Origin of the sequence: Pseudomonas sp. C2B4, assembly GCF_013359695.1 — a bacterium.
Taxonomy (GTDB): domain Bacteria; phylum Pseudomonadota; class Gammaproteobacteria; order Pseudomonadales; family Pseudomonadaceae; genus Aquipseudomonas.
The window spans coordinates 1-18613 of the sequence record NZ_JABFMU010000072.1 but is presented as its reverse complement, the minus strand read 5'-3'; the positions used below and the strand labels follow the sequence as shown (position 1 = coordinate 18613).

Annotated in this window: 23 protein-coding genes; 15 read left to right on the top strand and 8 right to left on the bottom strand. The window is 58.9% G+C overall.

Features of this window, described 5'->3' with window-relative positions:
• The first annotated feature begins 35 nt into the window (after nucleotides 1–35).
• Together HNQ83_RS27925 and HNQ83_RS27920 are read left to right on the top strand one after the other, a co-directional pair.
• On the top strand, nucleotides 36–935 hold the full coding sequence (locus HNQ83_RS27925; RefSeq protein WP_175392072.1) for a polysaccharide deacetylase family protein: 900 nt from the start codon (nucleotides 36–38) through the stop codon (nucleotides 933–935).
• Nucleotides 936–1046: 111 nt separating this feature from the next.
• Nucleotides 1047–1286, top strand: a complete 240-nt coding sequence (locus HNQ83_RS27920) for a DUF1652 domain-containing protein (RefSeq protein ID WP_175392071.1) — start codon at nucleotides 1047–1049, stop codon at nucleotides 1284–1286.
• Nucleotides 1287–1475: 189 nt separating this feature from the next.
• Here the strand turns inward: HNQ83_RS27920 and HNQ83_RS27915 are convergent, their stop codons facing one another.
• Nucleotides 1476–2360 (bottom strand): LysR family transcriptional regulator, encoded by an 885-nt coding sequence (locus HNQ83_RS27915; protein WP_175392070.1) that lies wholly within the window; start codon nucleotides 2358–2360, stop codon nucleotides 1476–1478.
• 127 nt (nucleotides 2361–2487) lie between these two features.
• Here HNQ83_RS27915 and HNQ83_RS27910 point away from each other — a divergent pair, with 127 nt between their 5' ends.
• The 4 genes from HNQ83_RS27910 (at nucleotide 2488) to HNQ83_RS27895 (ending at nucleotide 6149) form a co-directional block, all read left to right on the top strand.
• Nucleotides 2488–3636, top strand: a complete 1149-nt coding sequence (locus HNQ83_RS27910) for a muconate cycloisomerase family protein (RefSeq protein WP_175392069.1) — start codon at nucleotides 2488–2490, stop codon at nucleotides 3634–3636.
• Nucleotides 3637–3646: 10 nt separating this feature from the next.
• Nucleotides 3647–3937: a muconolactone Delta-isomerase gene (catC, locus tag HNQ83_RS27905; RefSeq protein ID WP_175392068.1), complete on the top strand. Its 291-nt coding sequence runs from the start codon at nucleotides 3647–3649 to the stop codon at nucleotides 3935–3937.
• Between the two features lie 54 nt (nucleotides 3938–3991).
• Nucleotides 3992–4921 (top strand): catechol 1,2-dioxygenase, encoded by a 930-nt coding sequence (gene catA / locus HNQ83_RS27900; protein ID WP_175392067.1) that lies wholly within the window; start codon nucleotides 3992–3994, stop codon nucleotides 4919–4921.
• A gap of 268 nt (nucleotides 4922–5189) precedes the next feature.
• A complete protein-coding gene (locus tag HNQ83_RS27895) occupies nucleotides 5190–6149 on the top strand; it encodes an AraC family transcriptional regulator (protein ID WP_175392066.1) in 960 nt (319 codons plus the stop codon).
• 552 nt (nucleotides 6150–6701) lie between these two features.
• On the opposite strand, the gene HNQ83_RS27890 is transcribed toward HNQ83_RS27895, so the two are convergent.
• The 3 genes from HNQ83_RS27890 to HNQ83_RS27880 are packed head-to-tail and all read right to left on the bottom strand — an operon-like array spanning nucleotide 6702 to nucleotide 9042.
• A complete protein-coding gene (locus HNQ83_RS27890) occupies nucleotides 6702–7088 on the bottom strand; it encodes a hypothetical protein (protein WP_175392065.1) in 387 nt (128 codons plus the stop codon).
• A complete protein-coding gene (locus HNQ83_RS27885; protein ID WP_175392064.1) occupies nucleotides 7085–8560 on the bottom strand; it encodes a hypothetical protein in 1476 nt (491 codons plus the stop codon). Before HNQ83_RS27885 ends, HNQ83_RS27890 begins: the two co-directional genes overlap by 4 nt.
• Nucleotides 8557–9042: an Hcp family type VI secretion system effector gene (locus HNQ83_RS27880; protein WP_175392063.1), complete on the bottom strand. Its 486-nt coding sequence runs from the start codon at nucleotides 9040–9042 to the stop codon at nucleotides 8557–8559. The genes HNQ83_RS27885 and HNQ83_RS27880 overlap by 4 nt, the downstream gene beginning before the upstream one ends.
• Nucleotides 9043–9282: 240 nt before the next feature.
• On the opposite strand from HNQ83_RS27880, the gene benA reads away from it, so the two are divergent.
• From benA to HNQ83_RS27855, 5 genes are all read left to right on the top strand, one after another.
• Complete coding sequence (benA, locus tag HNQ83_RS27875) at nucleotides 9283–10647, top strand: benzoate 1,2-dioxygenase large subunit (RefSeq protein ID WP_175392062.1); 1365 nt, start codon at nucleotides 9283–9285, stop codon at nucleotides 10645–10647.
• The gene (benB, locus tag HNQ83_RS27870; protein WP_175392061.1) at nucleotides 10644–11132 is read left to right on the top strand and encodes a benzoate 1,2-dioxygenase small subunit; all 489 of its coding nucleotides are present in this window, start codon (nucleotides 10644–10646) and stop codon (nucleotides 11130–11132) included. The genes benA and benB overlap by 4 nt, the downstream gene beginning before the upstream one ends.
• Before the next feature lie 10 nt (nucleotides 11133–11142).
• Entirely contained in the window at nucleotides 11143–12156 is a 1014-nt protein-coding gene (gene benC, locus HNQ83_RS27865; RefSeq protein ID WP_175392060.1) for a benzoate 1,2-dioxygenase electron transfer component BenC, read from the top strand.
• A 288-nt stretch (nucleotides 12157–12444) separates the two neighbouring features.
• Nucleotides 12445–13218, top strand: coding sequence for a 1,6-dihydroxycyclohexa-2,4-diene-1-carboxylate dehydrogenase (locus HNQ83_RS27860; RefSeq protein ID WP_175392059.1), 774 nt, complete (start codon nucleotides 12445–12447; stop codon nucleotides 13216–13218).
• Between the two features lie 42 nt (nucleotides 13219–13260).
• Nucleotides 13261–13959: an alpha/beta hydrolase gene (locus HNQ83_RS27855; protein WP_175392058.1), complete on the top strand. Its 699-nt coding sequence runs from the start codon at nucleotides 13261–13263 to the stop codon at nucleotides 13957–13959.
• Nucleotides 13960–13962: 3 nt separating this feature from the next.
• On the opposite strand, the gene HNQ83_RS27850 is transcribed toward HNQ83_RS27855, so the two are convergent.
• Nucleotides 13963–14325 carry an NUDIX hydrolase gene (locus HNQ83_RS27850; RefSeq protein WP_175392057.1) on the bottom strand — a complete coding sequence of 121 codons (363 nt, stop codon included), beginning with the start codon at nucleotides 14323–14325 and terminating at the stop codon, nucleotides 13963–13965.
• Between the two features lie 216 nt (nucleotides 14326–14541).
• Here HNQ83_RS27850 and HNQ83_RS27845 point away from each other — a divergent pair, with 216 nt between their 5' ends.
• Complete coding sequence (locus tag HNQ83_RS27845; protein ID WP_175392056.1) at nucleotides 14542–14733, top strand: SPOR domain-containing protein; 192 nt, start codon at nucleotides 14542–14544, stop codon at nucleotides 14731–14733.
• Between the two features lie 48 nt (nucleotides 14734–14781).
• Here HNQ83_RS27845 and osmE read toward each other — a convergent pair whose 3' ends face one another.
• On the bottom strand, nucleotides 14782–15135 hold the full coding sequence (gene osmE, locus HNQ83_RS27840) for an osmotically-inducible lipoprotein OsmE (RefSeq protein ID WP_175392055.1): 354 nt from the start codon (nucleotides 15133–15135) through the stop codon (nucleotides 14782–14784).
• A 13-nt stretch (nucleotides 15136–15148) separates the two neighbouring features.
• Nucleotides 15149–15388, bottom strand: a complete 240-nt coding sequence (locus HNQ83_RS27835) for a hypothetical protein (protein ID WP_175392054.1) — start codon at nucleotides 15386–15388, stop codon at nucleotides 15149–15151.
• A gap of 170 nt (nucleotides 15389–15558) precedes the next feature.
• Between HNQ83_RS27835 and HNQ83_RS27830 the strand changes: the two genes are divergently transcribed.
• Both HNQ83_RS27830 and HNQ83_RS27825 read left to right on the top strand, forming a co-directional pair.
• A complete protein-coding gene (locus HNQ83_RS27830; RefSeq protein ID WP_175392053.1) occupies nucleotides 15559–15777 on the top strand; it encodes a hypothetical protein in 219 nt (72 codons plus the stop codon).
• A 72-nt stretch (nucleotides 15778–15849) separates the two neighbouring features.
• Nucleotides 15850–16191, top strand: coding sequence for a hypothetical protein (locus HNQ83_RS27825; protein ID WP_175392052.1), 342 nt, complete (start codon nucleotides 15850–15852; stop codon nucleotides 16189–16191).
• A 3-nt stretch (nucleotides 16192–16194) separates the two neighbouring features.
• Here the strand turns inward: HNQ83_RS27825 and HNQ83_RS27820 are convergent, their stop codons facing one another.
• Entirely contained in the window at nucleotides 16195–16764 is a 570-nt protein-coding gene (locus HNQ83_RS27820) for an Rrf2 family transcriptional regulator (protein ID WP_175392051.1), read from the bottom strand.
• Between the two features lie 297 nt (nucleotides 16765–17061).
• Here HNQ83_RS27820 and HNQ83_RS27815 point away from each other — a divergent pair, with 297 nt between their 5' ends.
• A complete protein-coding gene (locus tag HNQ83_RS27815; RefSeq protein ID WP_175392050.1) occupies nucleotides 17062–18264 on the top strand; it encodes an NAD(P)/FAD-dependent oxidoreductase in 1203 nt (400 codons plus the stop codon).
• Nucleotides 18265–18613 lie beyond the last annotated feature (349 nt).

Genomic DNA, 18613 nt, shown 5'->3' with positions numbered 1-18613 from the left:
TGTGCGTTTCGTAGAAGTCTGGCCCAAAGCAAAAAATGAAACAGTTGTTCAAGATTCTTTCGGCGTTTGCCATGGCGGTCAGTCTGCTGGGCTGTATCGCTGCTCCCATCGAAATGACGCCGCAGACCGAACAGCGTTTGCAAACTCAACCACCGATCCGCTTTCTGCTGACCTTCGATGACGGCCCCAGCGCCTCGAGCTTCTGGAACCCCACCGAAACCGTGCTCGACAGCCTGGCGCGCAATCCACTGCAGACGGACATCAAAGCCGTGTTCTTCGTGCAGACCCGTGCTTCGCGGGCTGGCGGCAGTGAAATCGGGCGCGCCATCATGCACCGCGAGCGGGATGCCGGACACATTCTGGGTTTCCACACGGCAACGCCTTCACACACCAATCATCGCTCCCTGGAGCCGGGGGAGCTCGAAGAAGCTCTGACTAACGGCAGCGCCGACATCGCCGCCATCACCGGCGCGCCGCCGACACTGTTGCGCCCGCCATTCTGGAATTACGACACACGCACCTTCGCCGCGTATCAGCAACATGGCCTGCATGTACTGCTGACCGACCTGAGCGCCAACGACGGCAAGATCTGGGGCTTCAACGCCAGCCCCCGGCGCCGGGCTCACTTTCTGCGCTCGATGTCGGAAGTGCGCGAGCGTATCGCCCAGGGGGAACTGCCAGTGGTCGATGGGGTGATTCCGGTGGTAGTGACCTTCCACGACCTCAACCGCTATACCGCCCGGCACACCCGCGAATACCTGCAAATCCTGCTCGACAGTGCGCGGGCGACCGGGGTGAAAGTCGCAGAACAACCGTTTTACGACGACACCGCGCAGTTGCAGCGGGCGGCGATGGCGCGGACCGTGCGCGACAGTTCACAGTCGGTGCAATTGCCGGGTTTCTGGAACTGGATCTGGAAAAGGAATGCCGAGTGAAAAAGCGCCCGGAATTGTGAGGCAACTAACACTTTTGTTGGCGCAGGATGGGCAAAGCAGATCTATTCTCACTGGATCCAATCCGATCAACAAACGTCCGAGGGACCGGTCATGCTTCCCATCTCTGTCCTTTGCAATATCGTGGAGTCCGGATTCGCGCCGCTGTCCTGCGAATGCACGGAGAGCGGCGGCTTGCTGCGCATCGAGGTTTACGACCCCGTCAGTGGCCGGGTTGAACTGCTGATCAGCGGCGTTTCGACCGAGCAACTGACCAACGTGCGGGCCATCTCCGACCTGATCGGCGAGTTGCGTACCGAGATGAGTGCGGGGCGCAGGGCGTTTGCTGGCTGACACGTTTTTTGGCGCGCACACACAACTCTGTGGCGAGGGGATTTATCCCCGTTGGGCTGCGAAGCGGCCCCCTGCACACAGTCAGGCACAGCGCATAATCAGGTTTTGCGACTGCTCCGCAGCCGAACGGGGATAAATCCCCTCGCCACAAAAGCGCCTTTCACCACAAATAGCATCTCACCAGAGCGGCTAACCCCCGGGCTGCAACTCCTCAATCATCCGCAAACAATGGTTCAACCCCGGTGAAACATCGCCCACGCGCCGGCTGAGGATGATCGGCGACGTCGCGTTGTCTTCCAGCAGCGGGGTGAAGCCGATGTCGTCGCGGTGCAGCAGTTGCACCGAGGCCGGCACCAACGTCACCCCGATACCGGCCCCCACCAGACCGATCGCCGTTTGCAATTCGTTGGTCCATTGCGCCACGTGGATGCTCACGCCGTAGGATTCGAACAGGGCGATCACGTGGTCGGCGTAGCTGGGGCGCGGGTTGCCGGGGTAGAGCACAAAGGGCTCCCGGGCCAGGTCGCGCAGGCTGATGGGGCCGGCCAGCAACGGGTGGCCGGCGGGCAGGGCGGCGACCAGGCGGTCTTCGGTCAACACGGTCTGGATGATGGCGGGGTCGTCGATGCGGATCCGGCCGAAGCCGATGTCGATGCGCCCGGCCTTGAGCGCCTGCACCTGTTGCAGGGTGGTCATTTCCGACAGCCCCAGCTCCAGCTCCAGCGGCTCGCCGCTGCGCAGGCGACGGATCAATTCCGGCAGCACCCCGTACAGCGTCGACGGCGCAAAACCGATACCCAGCCAGGTCTTTTCCCCCAAACCGATGCGCCGCGTGTTGTCGCAGACCTTGTTCAGCTGTTCGAGCAGGGCAGTGGAGTGTTCATGGAAAAAACGCCCGGCGTCGGTCAGCTTCAGCGGTCGCCCGCGCTCGAGCAGCATCACCCCCAACTCGTCCTCCAGTTGCTGGATCTGCCGGCTCAGGGGCGGCTGGGCGATGTGCAGCAATTCGGCGGCGCGGGTGAAGTTGAGGGTTTGAGCCAATACCTGGAAATAACGCAGGTGACGCAGTTCCATGGAACCTCCGGGTGCGAATCTGTTGCATACCTTTAAGGTATCAAGTCAGACCAATTCTATATTGGCGCTGGGAAAAAAGCCGTACGAGAATCGATTCCAGAACTCCAAGAACCTGATGGGTATCGAAATGCTTGCAACTGCCATTGAGTCGATCGAGACGATCATCGTCGATCTGCCAACCATCCGCCCGCACAAGCTGGCGATGCACACCATGCAGAACCAGACCCTGGTGATCATTCGCGTGCGTTGCGCCGATGGCATCGAAGGGATCGGCGAGTCCACCACCATCGGTGGCCTGGCTTACGGCAACGAAAGCCCGGACAGCATCAAGACCAACATCGACACGCACTTCGCGCCCTTGTTGATCGGCCAGGACAGCGGCAACGTCAACGCCGCCATGTTGCGTCTTGAGCGCAGCATCCGTGGCAACACCTTCGCCAAGTCCGGTATCGAAACCGCCTTGCTCGACGCCCAGGGCAAGCGCCTCGGCCTGCCCGTCAGCGAATTGCTCGGCGGTCGTGTGCGTGATGCGCTGCCGGTGGCCTGGACCCTGGCCAGTGGCGACACTGAGAAGGACATCGCCGAAGCGGAAAAAATGCTCGACCTGCGTCGTCACCGCATCTTCAAACTGAAAATCGGTGCCGGCGAAGTCAACCGCGACCTGGCCCACGTGATTGCGATCAAGAAAGCCCTGGGCGACCGCGCCAGCGTGCGGGTCGACGTCAACCAGGCCTGGGACGAAGCCGTCGCCTTGCGCGCCTGCCGCATCCTCGGCACCAACGGTATCGACCTGATCGAACAGCCGATCTCGCGCAACAACCGCGCCGGCATGGCGCGCCTGAATGCCATGAGCCCGGCGCCGATCATGGCCGACGAGTCCATCGAGTGCGTGGAAGACGCGTTCAACCTGGCCCGCGAAGGCGCGGCATCGGTATTCGCCCTGAAGATCGCCAAGAACGGTGGCCCCCGTGCCGTATTGCGCACCGCTTCCATCGCGGAAGCAGCTGGCATCGCCCTGTATGGCGGCACCATGCTCGAAGGCGGCCTGGGCACCATGGCCTCGGCCCATGCCTTTGTCACCCTGAACAAACTGGCGTGGGACACCGAGCTGTTCGGCCCGCTTCTGCTGACCGAAGACATTCTCAGCGAACCGCTGGTTTACAAGGATTTCGAGCTGCATGTGCCGAAAACCCCGGGTCTGGGCCTGAGCCTGGACGAGGAACGCCTGGCGTTCTTCCGCCGCGACAAAACTTCCACCGCCATTCATCAAGCCTGAGGAGAGCATTATGCTGTTCCACGTAAAGATGACCGTGAATTTGCCGGTCGACATGAACCCCGAACGCGCCGCGCAGCTCAAGGCTGACGAAAAAGCCCTGGCGCAACGCCTGCAGGATCAGGGCAAGTGGCGTCACCTGTGGCGCATCGCCGGCCAATACGCCAACTACAGCGTGTTCGATGTCGACAGCGTCCAGGAACTGCACGATTTGCTCATGCAATTGCCGCTGTATCCGTACATGGCGATCGAAGTCACCGCGATGTGCCGCCATCCTTCTTCGATTCGCGAGGATGACCGCTGAGCCCAGCCTGTTCAGCGAGCTTTGCCAATAATTACAAGATGAGGAACCGATAAAATGAACGTCAAGATTTCCCACACTGCCGAAGTACAGAAATTTCTCGAAGAAGCCAGCGGCCTGCACAACGATGCCGGCGATGCACGGACCAAGGCGCTGATCTACCGCATCCTGCGTGACTCGGTGAACATCATCGAAGACCTGGCCGTGACACCGGAAGAGTTCTGGAAAGCGGTCAATTACCTGAACGTGCTGGGCGCTCGTCAAGAGGCCGGGCTGGTGGTGGCTGGTTTGGGCCTGGAACACTACCTCGACCTGCTGATGGATGCCGAAGACGAGCAGGCCGGCAAGTCCGGCGGCACGCCGCGCACCATCGAAGGCCCGCTGTACGTGGCCGGTGCACCTTTGTCCCAAGGCGAAGCGCGCCTGGATGACGGTGTTGACCCGGGCGTGACCCTGTTCATGCAAGGCCGGGTGTTCAACACCGCCGGCGAACCTTTGGCGGGCGCCGTGGTGGATGTCTGGCATGCCAACACCGGCGGTACCTATTCGTACTTCGATACCACGCAATCGGAATTCAACCTGCGTCGCCGCATCGTCACCGACGCCGAAGGCCGCTACCGTTTCCGCAGCATCGTGCCGTCGGGCTACGGCTGCCCACCGGACGGTCCGACCCAGCAACTGCTCGATCAACTGGGCCGTCACGGCCAGCGCCCGGCGCACGTGCACTTCTTCATCTCCGCACCGGATCATCGTCACCTGACCACCCAGATCAACCTGGATGGTGATCAGTACCTGCACGACGATTTCGCCTACGCCACCCGCGACGAGCTGATCGCCAAGATCACCTTCAGCGATGACCAGGCGCGTGCAGCGGCTTATGGTGTCAGTGGTCGCTTTGCCGAGATCGAGTTCGACTTCACTCTGCAGGCGTCGGCTCAGCCTGAAGAGCAGCAGCGTCACGAGCGGGTTCGTGCACTGGAGGATTGATCCTTCCAATTGCGGAACCTTTGTGGGAGCGAGCCTGCTCGCGAAGAGGGCGTTAGCTTCAACATCAATGTTGACTGACACACCGCTTTCGCGAGCAGGCTCGCTCCCACATTCGGCCGCGTTCCACCTGAAGAAACACGGTCAAATGTGGGAGCGAGCCTGCTCGCGAAGAGGCCAAAAGCTCCACAGGTCAGTTTGCTGACACACCGCTGCCAGTACTGCCCTAGAATGGCCTGATGCACCCTATAACAACAACGAGAGTGACCCGATGATGCAAGCGCAACTGTTGAGTCAGCGCAGCACGGTATTCGACCATGCCGACCCATACGCGGTGTCGGGCTATGTCAATCAGCACGTCGGTAATCACTGCATCCTCATGCCTCGCGCCGGGCGCCCCCTGGCCAGCCTCAATCATCGCAAATTCGCTAGTCTCGACCTGTGCCGCATCAGCTACGGCGGCAGCGTTCGCGTTACCTCGGGCGCGCTGGAAAGCATCTATCACTTGCAAGTCTTGCTGCAGGGCAATTGCCTGTGGCGCGGTCACGGCCAGGAACACTACTTCGCTCCCGGCGAGTTGCTGCTGATCAACCCCGACGATCCGGTCGACCTGACGTATTCCGACGATTGCGAAAAATTCATCCTCAAAGTCCCAACGACCTTGCTGGAATCGGTCTGCAACGAACAGCGCTGGCGCTATCCGGGGCAGGGCGTGCGCTTTGTGGAGAACCGCTATCAGCTCAATGAACTGGAAGGTTTCGTTAACCTGCTGGCGATGATCTGCCAGGAGGCCGAGGCCACCGAGCAGATCCCCCGGGTGCAGGAGCACTACGCGCAGATCATCGTCAGCAAGATGCTCAGCCTGATGAAGACCAACGTCAGCCGCTTCGAACTCGGCTCGCAGACCGCCACCTTCGAAGCGATTGCCGACTACATCGCCAAAAATCTCAAGCAGGACATCGACAGCGAAGAACTGGCGCGCCAGGCGCACATGAGCGTGCGTTCGTTGTACGGCCTGTTCGAGCGTAACGCCGATACCACGCCGAAAAACTACATCCGCCAGAAACGCCTGGAACGCATCAACGCCTGCCTGAGCGACCCCACCTGCAACGTGCGCAACGTCACTGAAGTGGCGCTGGACTACGGCTTCCTGCATTTGGGGCGGTTTTCGGACAGTTATCGCAAGCAGTTTGGGGAGTTGCCTTCGGATACGTTGAAGCGGCGGCATTGATTCGCCTGTAAGAGGTTCTCTCGTGACAAGAAATTTTTCAGACAAGTTCTAGTTCAGCTACTGCGTAAAAGACGAACATTACGATTAAAGACGTCCACCCGAGCCAATATAGGGTTACCAAAATTCGTCTCAGGCCTGCGGGGAAACTCTTCAGGTCATCCGTGTTAGTACCTCCATTGCGTAGAGAGAGGTGAGGAATAGCAAGTGCGCCCATTATTTCGCCCATTAAAACTAAATTCCCTCTAGGTCCAATGTTTCTGAGATCCCTCCGATTAATAATCGCAGGGCAATTTCTCAGGTGGTGCAACATAAAATCCATTTTGGTATAAGCGAGATAAAGCGTTGTGCCGATAAATATAAATTGTCCTCCGAAACTTATTAAGCCAATGACAAAATGAACTTTTTGGGCGGTATTCAGACTCACTAGGCAATTTCCTAAATGCGTTCGTCATCTCAGGCTCGGATTAATAAAGAAGTTCCGAGCTATCGGTTGTGGCGAGTAAAACCAGTGGCGCTAAAAGTCCTTATTTTAATTCTGAATCAATCGTGCGTTCAGGCAAGGTCGAAGATAGCTATAGTCGCGAACCCCGACATTACCAGTAAAAGACCCCATACGCTCCACTGCAAGATTGCCAGTCTACGTCTCAAGTTAGGCGGAGTGTTTTTCAGATCTTCCAAACTTAACTCTCCTCTTTTCAGATAAAAGTTCGGAAAAGTTACAATTCCAGAAATGCCTCCTATGAGCATTAGTTTTCCCCATGGTCCACAGTGTCTGAGAGGTGCTCGAACCATGATCGCCTTACAGTTTTTATAAAGATCGAGCATCATATCCATCTTTGTGTAGGCCATATGCAATGCAGCAGTTATCCAGACTAGCGCAGCTGCAAAATAGATTAGTCCGATGTAGGCAATTAATAAATCAACGGTATCAACGTTCATTTAGTGATCTCATAAATTTTTTCTCCAATTAACTCGCCACCCTTGCCTCCACCAACGCCTCCTACAATAGAGCCGACACCGACTACCACCAGACCGCATACAAGAGCAGCTGTCCCGCCAGTCGGTACGGAAAGTGCCGCACATACCCAGCCTGCAGTTGAACCAGTGATCGCTGCTGAAGCGAAGGCTCCACCTGCCACTCCACCGGCAAAACCCCCAGCTTCTGTAAATTTCACCTTCTCACAGGCCTCCACATTCCCTTCTGCACAAACCCCCTGAACTTTGATCACTGACGCTCCACCTCCCACCGCCGTACCAATCCAACCACCATACTTGACGTACTTCGACGCTTTCGCGACGCCTTCAATGTGTGTGGCGTAGCCAGGAATGTGATCGGCAGCACCGGACTTTTTCCAGCGATGAACAAGACTCTTGCTGGATATACCCAACGCGCTTTTCAAATTGGGGTGGTCCGGAAAGCCGATGCTCTTTTTGGTCAGTTGGGTAAGTTGGCCATTCATTTGAGTCAGCAGTTTTTTACGTTGGGCATAAAACTCTGGAGAGTTCAGGTGCCCATTGGCTTGAAAGGTTTGTGTGTGCAAAGCCTCTATGTCACGCAGGATGTTTTTTACGCTCTCCAGGTTATTCGAGAACATGGCCAGCCCGACGCTGGCCCCGAGGGAGCCCTTGGAAAGAAAGAACGCTATTTCGTCATGGTGCCGAGCCATGAAGTCGGCTTCTTCCGGGCTCAGTGGCTCCAGCGCCTGGTTGACCTTGTTCGCCGCTTCCATCAACAGCGCTTCTTCGCGAGTGCATTGAGGGTTGTTGGGGTCACTGAGCACAATCATCGTCCCGGCTTTCACCTGATCCAGATTCGGGTTCAGCGTCCTGAATTTGGTGATGACGTCGGAGGAGGCGGAAGCGAATAGCTGAGCTTGCAGCTTGTCGGCGGTCGTACTCCTGGGGACGATGTAGAAACCGGGTTCTTCTTTTGGCGGGACAGCCGCTGGCCAGTGCTCGCGGGGAAAGAATTTCAAGTCGGGCACAGGATGGGGCGAGGAAACGGCGTTTGGTGCGTCGGGCGTGTTCGCTTTGGTCGTTTTAAGATGTTGCTCGTGAACAACGCGCAGCAGGCGCTCGGGGTCGGGTTTCTGTGTGGGTTGCGCGAGCCTTGAATGGGGGATTCTTTTGACCGGACCGGTGATCGCATGTCGGTCCTTGCGCGTCGCGGCCTGCGATTGCAGGAGCAAACTGCGTTGTTCTTGCAGCAGTGCCTGTATGCCTTGCTGTGGGGTTTTGTGGCCCTGCGCGACTTCGTCGGCAACACGCTTGGCGAACCAGGCCACTTCACGATTGAACCGTTCCCGTGCCATACCAGGGACAAGATGGCGCGCGCTGATCGTGCGAGCCTGTCCGGTCAGCTTTCCGGCCGCGCTGCTGACGTCCCCGAGATCATGACGGTCTGCCTTCATCCTTCTTCACCCCACGAACTGTACCCGGAGGTTTTGGCGATGTAGTGGGTCCAGGAAATGTGGCGGTAACGAATGGCCACCTGTTCCTGGGGCTCCGCATCGTTTTGAAAAATCACATGGGGCACTTCAAGCGTCAGGTCGGTGATCACCCCGCCATCGATCGACACCGAATAAAACTTCTCTTGCCCGCCAGCAGGCATCACCCGGTAGAAGTTGATGGTGCAGTTGATTTCTTCTCTGTTGGTGAGCGCTTGAGCGAGCAGGGGAGAGGATTTATCAACGGTTTTGGTGATGATGATCGGGCTGTGTGTCGCCCTGTTTATGTTTCCGATGTTGGCCAGGTTGTGGCTGTAGGACAGCACCATGATTTCGTCCCTGTGTGCTGTTTGATACTTGTTGCCGACAGAGTCCTGGGTTGAGCAGCCTGCTGAAATCAGTCCTTGAACTTTACCGTTGATGGTCATGTAGCCATGACTTGCCATAGTCACCACTCCTTGTAGTTAGAGGGCGCAGTCTATGGCGGAGGCTGTAAGCGTTTATGTAGTCCGATTCCCAAAATCAGCCAATGAATTGAACGCGACGAACCCCAGGTCTTGATTTCCTACAGAGGGTTCCGAACCGGCTGCACAAAACGGATAAAGGTCTGCACCCCGCGGATAGTCCACCCCCTTGCCCCGTCCTAGCATGAGCCTTGCCTGACAATAACAATGGAGGCGGCGGCCATGACCCTGCGACCCGATTACCTTGAGTCCCTGCTTGAAGACGACCCTGCCCAAGGCATCTATCGCTGCAAGCGCGAGATGTTCACCGATCCACGCCTGTTTGACCTGGAGATGAAACACATCTTCGAAGGCAACTGGCTGTATCTGGCTCACGAAAGCCAGATCCCCAACATCAACGATTTCTACACCACCACCATGGGGCGCCAGTCGATCTTCATCGCGCGCAACAAGGAGGGTGTGCTCAACGCCTTCATCAACGCCTGCAGTCATCGCGGCGCGACCCTGTGCCGGCACAAGTCCGGCAACAAGAGTTCCTACACCTGCCCGTTCCACGGCTGGACTTTCAACAACTCCGGCAAGCTGCTCAAGGTGAAGGACCCGGCCAACGCCGGCTACCCATCGAGCTTCAACTGCGAAGGCTCCCACGACCTGACCAAAGTGGCGCGTTTCGAGTCCTATCGCGGCTTCCTGTTCGGCAGCCTCAACGCCGATGTGCTGCCCTTGGTCGAGCACCTGGGCGAGTCGGCGAAGATCATCGACATGATCGTCGACCAATCGCCTGATGGCCTGGAAGTGCTGCGCGGTTCGTCCAGCTACATCTACGAAGGCAACTGGAAACTCACGGCCGAAAACGGTGCCGATGGCTATCACGTCAGTTCCGTGCACTGGAACTACGCCGCCACCCAGAACCAGCGCAAACAGCGCGAGGCCGGTGACGAAAACCCGACCATGAGCGCCGGCAGCTGGGCCAAGCAGGGCGGCGGTTTCTACTCCTTCGACAAGGGTCACATGCTGCTCTGGACCCGTTGGGCCAACCCCGAGGACCGTCCGCTGTACGAGCGTCGCGACGAGCTGGCGCAGGACTTCGGCAAGGCGCGCGCCGATTGGATGATCGAGAACTCGCGCAACCTGTGCCTGTACCCGAATGTGTACCTGATGGACCAGTTCAGCTCGCAGATCCGCATTGCCCGGCCGATCTCGGTGGACCGCACGGAAATCACCATTTACTGCATCGCCCCCAAGGGCGAAAGCGATCACGCGCGTTCCAGCCGTATCCGCCAGTACGAAGACTTCTTCAACGTCAGCGGCATGGCCACCCCGGATGACCTGGAAGAGTTCCGCTCCTGCCAGACCAGCTACCAGGGCAGCGTCACCACCTGGAACGACATGTCTCGTGGCGCCGAGCACTGGATCGAGGGCGCCGACGACGCCGCGAAGGAAATCGACCTGCACCCGCTGCTCAGCGGCGTACGCACCGAAGACGAAGGCCTGTTCGTGCTGCAACACAAGTACTGGCAGCAGACCATGCTCAAGGCCCTGGACGCCGAGCAGTCGAAGCTGATCGCCGTGGAGGACGTGCAATGACCATTACTTATGACGCCGTGCGCGACTTCCTTTTCCGCGAAGCCCGTTACCTGGATGACCGGCAATGGGACGAGTGGCTGGAGCTGTACGCCCCCGACGCGACATTCTGGATGCCATCCTGGGATGACAATGACGAACTGACCGAGGACCCGCAGCGGGAAATCTCGCTGATCTGGTACGGCAACCGCACCGGCCTGGAAGACCGCATCTTCCGCATCAAGACCGAGCGTTCAAGCGCGAGTGTTCCGGACACTCGCACGTCCCACAACATCAGCAACATCGAACTGCTGGAGCAGGCCGACGGACTGTGCAAGGTGCGCTTCAACTGGCACACCCTGAGCTTTCGCTTCAAGACCGTCGACAGCTACTTCGGCAGCAGTTTCTACACCCTCGACACGCGGGGAGAAAACCCGCTGATCAAGGCCAAGAAAGTGATCCTGAAGAACGACTACGTTCGCCAGGTCATCGATGTTTACCACTTGTGAGGCTGCCGTCATGACCCATTCCATTGCGTTCAATTTCGAAGACGGCGTCACCCGGTTCATCGACGCCAACGCCGGTGAAACCGTGGCCGATGCCGCGTACCGCCAGGGCATCAACATTCCGCTGGACTGCCGCGACGGCGCTTGCGGCACCTGCAAGTGTTTCGCCGAGGCCGGCACCTACGATCTGGGCGAGGAGTACATCGAAGACGCCCTCAGCCCCGAAGAAGCCGAGCAGGGCTTTGTCCTGACCTGCCAGATGCGCGCGAAGAGCGATTGCGTGGTGCGGGTGCCGACGTCTTCGGAAGTCTGCCGTACCCGTCAGGCCAGCTACGACGCGACCATCAGCGCCGTGCGCCAGTTGTCCGACAGCACCATCGCGCTGTCGATCAAGGGCGAGTCCTTGAGCAAATTGGCGTTCCTGCCGGGGCAATACGTGAACCTCGGCATTCCCGGCAGCGAGCAGACCCGCGCCTATTCGTTCAGCTCGCTGCAGCGCGACGGCGAAGTCAGTTTCCTGATTCGCAACGTCCCTGGCGGCTTGATGAGCAGTTTCCTCACCGGCATGGCCAAGGCCGGCGACAGCATGAGCCTGGCCGGTCCCCTGGGCAGTTTTTACCTGCGCGACATTCGTCGTCCGCTGTTGCTGCTGGCCGGTGGCACCGGGCTGGCGCCGTTCACCGCGATGCTGGAGAAAATCGCCGAGCAGGGCAGCGAGCATCCGCTGCACTTGATCTACGGCGTGACCCACGATTTCGACCTGGTGGAAATGGATCGCCTGGAGGCCTTCGCCGCGCGCATTCCCAACTTCAGCTACAGCGCTTGCGTGGCGAGTCCCGACAGCCAGCACCCGCTCAAGGGCTACGTGACCCAGCACATCGAGCCCAAGCATTTGAACGACGGCGACGTCGACGTCTACCTGTGCGGCCCGCCGCCGATGGTTGAAGCGGTCAGCAAGTACATCGGCGAGCAAGGCATCAAGCCGGCGAATTTCTACTACGAGAAGTTTGCTGCCAGCGCGGCGTGAGTCGTGCGTTTGTGGAATTGGCGACGATCCAATGTGGGAGCGAGCCTGCTCGCGAAGAGGCCGGCACATCCAACATCGATGTTGCCAGTGAGACCGCTATCGCGAGCAGGCTCGCTCCCACAGTTGATAGTGGTGCACCCGGATAACGTGCACGACACAGCCCCCATGTGGGAGCGAGCCTGCTCGCGAAGAGGGCAGAACATTCAACATTGATGTTGCCAGTGAGACCGCTTTCGCGAGCAGGCTCGCTCCCACAGTTGATACCGGGTTCGGTAATAAGAGGTACACATGAACAGATTTCACGAAAAAGTCGCGCTGATCACCGGCGCTGCCCAGGGCATCGGTCGGCGCGTTGCGCAGCGCATGGCGGCGGAAGGGGCGAGGCTGATTCTGGTCGATCGCTCCGAGCTGGTGTTCGAGGTGCAGAAGGAGTTGGCGCAGCACAGTCAGGTCCTGGCGCTGACCGCTGACCTTGAGCAGTACGAGGAATGCAACCGGGTGATGCAAACCGCGGTCGAGCGCTTCGGGCGTCTCGACGTGCTGATCAATAACGTCGGCGGCACGATCTGGGCCAAGCCGTTCGAGCACTACGAGGCGTCGCAGATCGAAGCGGAAGTCCGCCGCTCGCTGTTCCCGACCTTGTGGTGCTGCCATGCCGCGTTGCCCTTCATGCTGGAGCAGGGCAGTGGGGCGATCGTCAACGTGTCGTCCATCGCCACCCGCAGTATCAATCGCGTGCCCTATGGCGCGGCGAAGGGCGGGGTGAATGCGCTGACGGCGTGTCTGGCGTTCGAAACCGCTGGGCGTGGTGTTCGGGTCAACGCCACTGCGCCGGGTGGCACCGAAGCGCCGACTCGGGTTATCCCGCGCAACAGTGCCGAGCAGAGTGCACAGGAGAAAGTCTGGTATCAGCAAATCGTCGACCAGACCCTCGACAGCAGCCTGATGAAACGCTACGGCACGCTGGATGAGCAGGCAGGCGCTATTCTGTTCCTGGCCAGCGACGAAGCGTCCTATATCACCGGCATGGTCATGCCCGTGGGCGGTGGCGATCAGGGCTGACACGACGCGCGAACAACCCCATCGGTCAATGGAGTCAAGGTCATGAGCGAAAAACCCACGATTGTGCTGGTCCATGGTTTTTGGGGCGGTGCCGCCCATTGGAACAAAGTCATCGCCGAACTGCTGGGCAAGGGCTACACCCGCATCCAGGCAGTGGAAATGCCCCTGACTTCATTGGCCGATGACGCTGAACGCACACGTAAAATGGTCGCGCAAGTGGCCGGGCCCGTGCTGTTGGTGGGACATTCCTATGGCGGGGCGGTGATTACCGAAGCGGGCGATCAACCGAATGTCGTGGGGCTGGTGTACATCGCTGCGTTCGCGCCGGACACCGGTGAAAGCCCCGGCGGCATTACGCAACGGCATCCCCCTGCGGCCGCAGCCAACCTGGCCCCCGACAGCGACGGTTATCTGTGGGTCAAGCCGGAGCTCTACCATGAGAGCTTCTGCCAGGACCTGCCTGAGACCGAAGGGCTGGTCATGGGCATCACCCAGAAAGCCCCCTTGGCCAGCACCTTTGGCGACACCATCAGCACCGTGGCCTGGAAGAACAAACCGTCGTGGTATCAGGTCTCGGCCGATGACCGGATGATCGCGCCGCAGAACCAGCAGTGGATGGCAGGGCGGCTGAACGCCCGGGAGGTCCTGACCTTGAACGCCAGCCATGCGTCCCTCGCTTCGCAGCCGGCCGAGATTGCCGCGTTTATCGACAAGGCCGCGACGGCATTGGTCGGCGCATAAAAGCTACAGGCGACGCTGAAAGGCTCTGACGATCCTGAGCGTGGCGTCGCTGGTGCTCAGGTTTTGCACCGCCTCCAGCGGAAACCAGATGCAATCGAAGATTTCATTTTGCGGCCGGGCCTGATCCAGGTTGATCACTGAGGCTTCGTAGACGTGGTGGCGGGTGCCGCCTGTTTCCAATTCCATCAGATACAGCATGTCATCGACGTCGAGACCGGTTTCTTCCTGCAGTTCGCGCATGGCGGCGCCCGCCGCCGTTTCACCGGGCTCGACCTTGCCGCCGGGCAACATCCAGCGACTCCTCGGTTTGCGCACCAGGAGAATGTGGCGGTCCTGCTCGCAAATGACGGTTGCGCGTACTTTCATGTGTGGTCTGACAGTTTCTTGTCATTAAAATGTAATAAAAATGCAATATTCGGGCCGGGCCCGTTTATCTGGATTTTCCTGTTTGGAGCAGGTACTGCGTCCGAAAGTGCAATCCAATGCCAGAATCCTGACACGACGTCTGGTCGGCCTTTTGGCGGAGGGTGGGTGTAAGGTAGGCGCGTTAGCCTTGGATATCATTGCCGAATGGAGGTGACCATGAGCGCTTCGATGTTGAACAAGATGCACATGAACGGTTATGACGTAGTCAGCGTGAACAACGGGCCATGGCGGGTCTGCACCAAGGGTGATCGATTGGGGTCATTTGGCAGCCGGGAAGAAGCACTGGCTTTTGCGGCATCTCTTCCGGGCTATAAGTCGCGGACGAGCAGGCAGGCGCGCAGCCAGTAATCCGTTTTTCGATACATTCAAACCCCGGCATGCCGGGGTTTTTTTGGACTAATACCCGCCGCCGCCACCACTGGAATGGGACTCCCGGGCCTTTTTCTGGGTGTTGCTCCACTCGGCGCAGGTCATGAAACTGGTGTGGTCGACCTTGCCCCGGCTATCGAAGCTGACATTGAACGGTTGCTGATGGCCGGGTTGGGTCAACTTGTAGTCGAAGCAGGTGCCGGGTTCGACGGTGCGGTCGTTTATCGCAGAGGGAGGGCCGCCGATTTGCTGGACCTGTTCCTTGCTCATGCCGGTCTCGACCTTGGCGACCAACGGCTGGTCCCGATAAATTTGTGAGTTGCTGTTGCACGCCGGCAACAGCGCGAGGAGGGTGGCGAGTGTCACGAGAGATTTGTTCATCGCCGCGTGTCCGCTATTGAGCCTTGTTGCGGGTGATGATCTTGGCCTTCACTTCCTCGGCATACCCCGACAACCGTTCTTCGTCACCCTGGAATAGATCGCACAGTCTTTGGGCGGCTTGCGCGTCGGCATCGTTGCCGGCCTCGCGCAACTGCTCCGCAATTCGCAAAAGCTCGACCGCTGACCAGCGCAAATCCGACGCCAGCCCGATCAGGTCGCGCCGAAGCGCTTGTTCCGATTCGTTAAGCCACATAATGACCTCCTGCAACGTTGCGCTACGAAATTTTAGACCCATTTCGCCGGTCAGGTGATGTGTTCGTCCGACCTCGGGCCGTTTCCTTTGGTCGGGAAATTTGCGCGATTGGCAAAATCCGCTGTCGTAGTGAAGTACCGATTTATCGGCAAGGGCGGGGTCTGTTCAGAATGTCGACAACCGATGATTTCAGAGCGCGTGCCCATGAGCTGATCGCCGACCTGGATGCGGCCACCAGCGAAATGATGAAACTCATTTCCGAGCATCAGCTCAGCGGCCCGGAATGGGAGCGGGTCAGCCAATGGCAGCATGAGGCCTATGAACGGTGGACGGCCTATTTGAACGAGCGCTCATACGCCGGGTCGAGCGATAACAACGCCAGTTGTTGAAGTCCGGTGCAACCCGTGGCTGTCCGGGTGATGACAGGCTACATTTTATTTTTTCAGGATTAAGGGCACTTCATGCAGAGTCGGATGTTGATGGGGGGAGTGGTTTTGGCGTTGCTGGCGGGGTGTTCGCTGCCGGCGTCACTGGTACCGGGCGAGCCAAATGTCAGCAAGTACAGTGAAAAACCACCCAAGGACCTGGCCGCGTGCGTACTGCCGGCGTGGCAAAAAGAGATATCCGGCACGACGCAAACCTCGATTTCCAACGGCTACCGGATCACCGCGCCCAGCATCATCACGGCTGACGAGATTCTGGACATTGTGAAGTCCAAGGATGGCAGCCGGGCGTCGCTGTATCAGGGACCGCCCTGGGCCAAGTCCGGGGCCCTGCGCCAGGCCGTGCGTGACTGTATCTAGTCTTCAGCCGGAGATCTCGGTGACCTGGATGAGCTGATCGTCGCTTGTCTGGGCACCCGCGGTGCCTTTCTTTTCCCGGCGATCGTTCAGCCAGTTGTCCACCTGGGCGTTGAACTGCGCCGGGGCCTTGCGTCCGACCCTTCGGGCGATGTCCAGGATGGTCTGCTGGGCCAGGGCTTCTTCCATGCGCTTCTGCGCCGTCAGCATCGCGCCATGGATCGAGCAGCGGCCGTCCAGTGCCCAGTCCGGTGCTTCGCCCTCAAACAGCGCACACCGACCGCGAATCTCCCGGCATTCGAAAATAGCCTTGCGCCCGTCGATGGCGTTGACGATATCCAGGAGGGTGATTTCGTCAGCCGGTCGAGCCAGCTTGAATCCCCCACGCACGCCCTCGGTGGCCACCACCAGTTTTGCCTTGGCCAGCTTGGTGAAGATTTTCGCCAGATAGTCCAGGGGCACGCCTTGCAGCTCGGCAAGGTCGCGCACGCTGGCTTCGCGGGTGTCGCCGCAATTTCCTACCAGGTAGGCCAGGCAGTGAAGGCCGTACTCGACGCCTGCGCTGTAAAGTGCCATTTCGATCTCCGACTAGTGTTGTCGCAAATGATATCAGGCGGTCGTTCGCGGGACAACGCGTGGAATTGCGCATCCGTTGAACGGGAAATTCCATTGCGGCCAGATATATGGCCACTTCAGGCCTGTATCAAAATCATCGATGGGGACCATCGCAAAAAACAGGTTGCACGATTTAACTCGGATCAATAGAGTCGCAGTTGTCAGATCGGCAGTGAACGGCGCTTTCCAAGAGAGACTCGCGCCAAGCTCCTGGTCCTCTAACAACATTCAATGCCTGGTTCTTCACTGGAGTTAAAAATGAAACAACACATCCTGGTCATCGGTGCGGGTTTCGGCGGTATGTGGACAGCGATCAGTGCCACGCGTCTGTTCAACATTCATGATCACAACAGCGTCGAAGTGACGGTGCTGGCTCCCCAGGCCGAATTGCGTATTCGCCCACGCTTCTACGAACCGAACGCCCATCAACTGGCCGCTCCGATTGGCGAGCTGTTCGATGCGGTCGGCGTGAAGTTCATCAAGGGCGCCGCCGAATCCATCGATGTCGTGCAAAAGCGTGTTGGCTACATTGATGCTTCGGGCAACAAGCAGGACGTCATCTACGACAAACTCGTTCTGGCCACCGGTAGCGGCCTGGCACTGCCAAACACGCCCGGCGTGGCTGAATTTGCGTTCGACGTCGACCAGATCGAGCAAGCCGTACGCCTGGAAAACCATCTCAAGAATCTGGTCAACCAGCCAGAAAACACAGCACGCAACACGGTCGTGGTTGCCGGCGGTGGCTTCACCGGGATCGAAACGGCGACTGAAATGCCGAGCCGTCTGCGCGCCATCCTGGGTGATCGTGCGGATATCAACGTGATCATCGTTGATCGTGGCAACAAGGTGGGCGGCTCCATGGGCCCTGAAATCGCGGAAAAAATCGCTGAAGCCAGTCTCGAAACGGGTGTGAAATGGCATCTGAACGCCTCGGTCGTCGCCGTGGATGAAAACGGCGCGACGCTGTCCGACGGGCAGCGAATCGATGCCAAAACCGTGGTCTGGACCACCGGTGTACGCGCCCATTCGTTGACAGAACAGATCCCCGGCGAGCGCGATCACCTTGGCCGTCTGCATGTCGATGCACACCTGAAAGTGATCGGCCAGGACGACATCTTCGCCACTGGCGACGTTGCCTACGCCGCTACCGATGACATCGGCAATCACGCCCTGATGACCTGTCAGCACGCCATTGTGTTGGGGCGTCATGCCGGCAACAACGTGGCGGCGCAGCTCATCGGTGTCGACCCGACGCCATACCGTCAGCCGAAATACGTCACCTGCCTGGACCTGGGCGCCTGGGGCGCGGTTTACACCGAAGGGTGGGATCGCCAGGTCAAGCTGACCAAGCAAGAAGGCAAGGAGCTCAAGACGCAGATCAATACCGTGTGGATTTATCCGCCGGTGGCTGATCGTGATGTGGCCTGGGCGGCGGCGGACCCTTTGATTCCGATTGCTTAAGTCTTTCCCATAGCGCTGGCCATTTCAGCGGATCCCGCCCGGGTGTTTCTGGGCGGGATTTTTTTTGTTTTGGGTACATATCCATTGACTATGGTTTCGCCCTTACGGCGTGTGCCCCTTGTGGGAGCGAGCCTGCTCGCGAAGGCGGCCTGACAGCCGACCTGTCTTTTGCGGCTGTACCCAATCCCTGTGGGAGCTGGCTTGCCAGCGAAGGCGGCCTCACGGCAGACCTGACTTTTGTAGATGTACCCGGATTAACTGTGGGAGCGAGCCTGCTCGCGAAGGCGGCCTTACAGCCGGCCTGTCTCTTGCTGACCGAGTACATATCCATTGCTGCGGTAACGGCCAC

What these genes read in the sequence shown, in the direction of transcription:
- HNQ83_RS27850 (WP_175392057.1), bottom strand. Translation starts at nt 14,325, where the DNA reads ATGAAAGTACGCGCAACCGTCATTTGCGAGCAGGACCGCCACATTCTC.
- HNQ83_RS27920 (WP_175392071.1), top strand. Translation starts at nt 1,047, where the DNA reads ATGCTTCCCATCTCTGTCCTTTGCAATATCGTGGAGTCCGGATTCGCG.
- HNQ83_RS27815 (WP_175392050.1), top strand. Translation starts at nt 17,062, where the DNA reads ATGAAACAACACATCCTGGTCATCGGTGCGGGTTTCGGCGGTATGTGG.
- HNQ83_RS27885 (WP_175392064.1), bottom strand. Translation starts at nt 8,560, where the DNA reads ATGAAGGCAGACCGTCATGATCTCGGGGACGTCAGCAGCGCGGCCGGA.
- HNQ83_RS27910 (WP_175392069.1), top strand. Translation starts at nt 2,488, where the DNA reads ATGCTTGCAACTGCCATTGAGTCGATCGAGACGATCATCGTCGATCTG.
- HNQ83_RS27820 (WP_175392051.1), bottom strand. Translation starts at nt 16,764, where the DNA reads ATGGCACTTTACAGCGCAGGCGTCGAGTACGGCCTTCACTGCCTGGCC.
- HNQ83_RS27830 (WP_175392053.1), top strand. Translation starts at nt 15,559, where the DNA reads ATGTCGACAACCGATGATTTCAGAGCGCGTGCCCATGAGCTGATCGCC.
- benC (WP_175392060.1), top strand. Translation starts at nt 11,143, where the DNA reads ATGACCCATTCCATTGCGTTCAATTTCGAAGACGGCGTCACCCGGTTC.
- benB (WP_175392061.1), top strand. Translation starts at nt 10,644, where the DNA reads ATGACCATTACTTATGACGCCGTGCGCGACTTCCTTTTCCGCGAAGCC.
- HNQ83_RS27825 (WP_175392052.1), top strand. Translation starts at nt 15,850, where the DNA reads ATGCAGAGTCGGATGTTGATGGGGGGAGTGGTTTTGGCGTTGCTGGCG.
- osmE (WP_175392055.1), bottom strand. Translation starts at nt 15,135, where the DNA reads ATGAACAAATCTCTCGTGACACTCGCCACCCTCCTCGCGCTGTTGCCG.
- catC (WP_175392068.1), top strand. Translation starts at nt 3,647, where the DNA reads ATGCTGTTCCACGTAAAGATGACCGTGAATTTGCCGGTCGACATGAAC.
- HNQ83_RS27845 (WP_175392056.1), top strand. Translation starts at nt 14,542, where the DNA reads ATGAGCGCTTCGATGTTGAACAAGATGCACATGAACGGTTATGACGTA.
- HNQ83_RS27895 (WP_175392066.1), top strand. Translation starts at nt 5,190, where the DNA reads ATGATGCAAGCGCAACTGTTGAGTCAGCGCAGCACGGTATTCGACCAT.
- HNQ83_RS27925 (WP_175392072.1), top strand. Translation starts at nt 36, where the DNA reads ATGAAACAGTTGTTCAAGATTCTTTCGGCGTTTGCCATGGCGGTCAGT.
- HNQ83_RS27915 (WP_175392070.1), bottom strand. Translation starts at nt 2,360, where the DNA reads ATGGAACTGCGTCACCTGCGTTATTTCCAGGTATTGGCTCAAACCCTC.
- HNQ83_RS27880 (WP_175392063.1), bottom strand. Translation starts at nt 9,042, where the DNA reads ATGGCAAGTCATGGCTACATGACCATCAACGGTAAAGTTCAAGGACTG.
- HNQ83_RS27855 (WP_175392058.1), top strand. Translation starts at nt 13,261, where the DNA reads ATGAGCGAAAAACCCACGATTGTGCTGGTCCATGGTTTTTGGGGCGGT.
- catA (WP_175392067.1), top strand. Translation starts at nt 3,992, where the DNA reads ATGAACGTCAAGATTTCCCACACTGCCGAAGTACAGAAATTTCTCGAA.
- HNQ83_RS27835 (WP_175392054.1), bottom strand. Translation starts at nt 15,388, where the DNA reads ATGTGGCTTAACGAATCGGAACAAGCGCTTCGGCGCGACCTGATCGGG.
- HNQ83_RS27890 (WP_175392065.1), bottom strand. Translation starts at nt 7,088, where the DNA reads ATGAACGTTGATACCGTTGATTTATTAATTGCCTACATCGGACTAATC.
- HNQ83_RS27860 (WP_175392059.1), top strand. Translation starts at nt 12,445, where the DNA reads ATGAACAGATTTCACGAAAAAGTCGCGCTGATCACCGGCGCTGCCCAG.
- benA (WP_175392062.1), top strand. Translation starts at nt 9,283, where the DNA reads ATGACCCTGCGACCCGATTACCTTGAGTCCCTGCTTGAAGACGACCCT.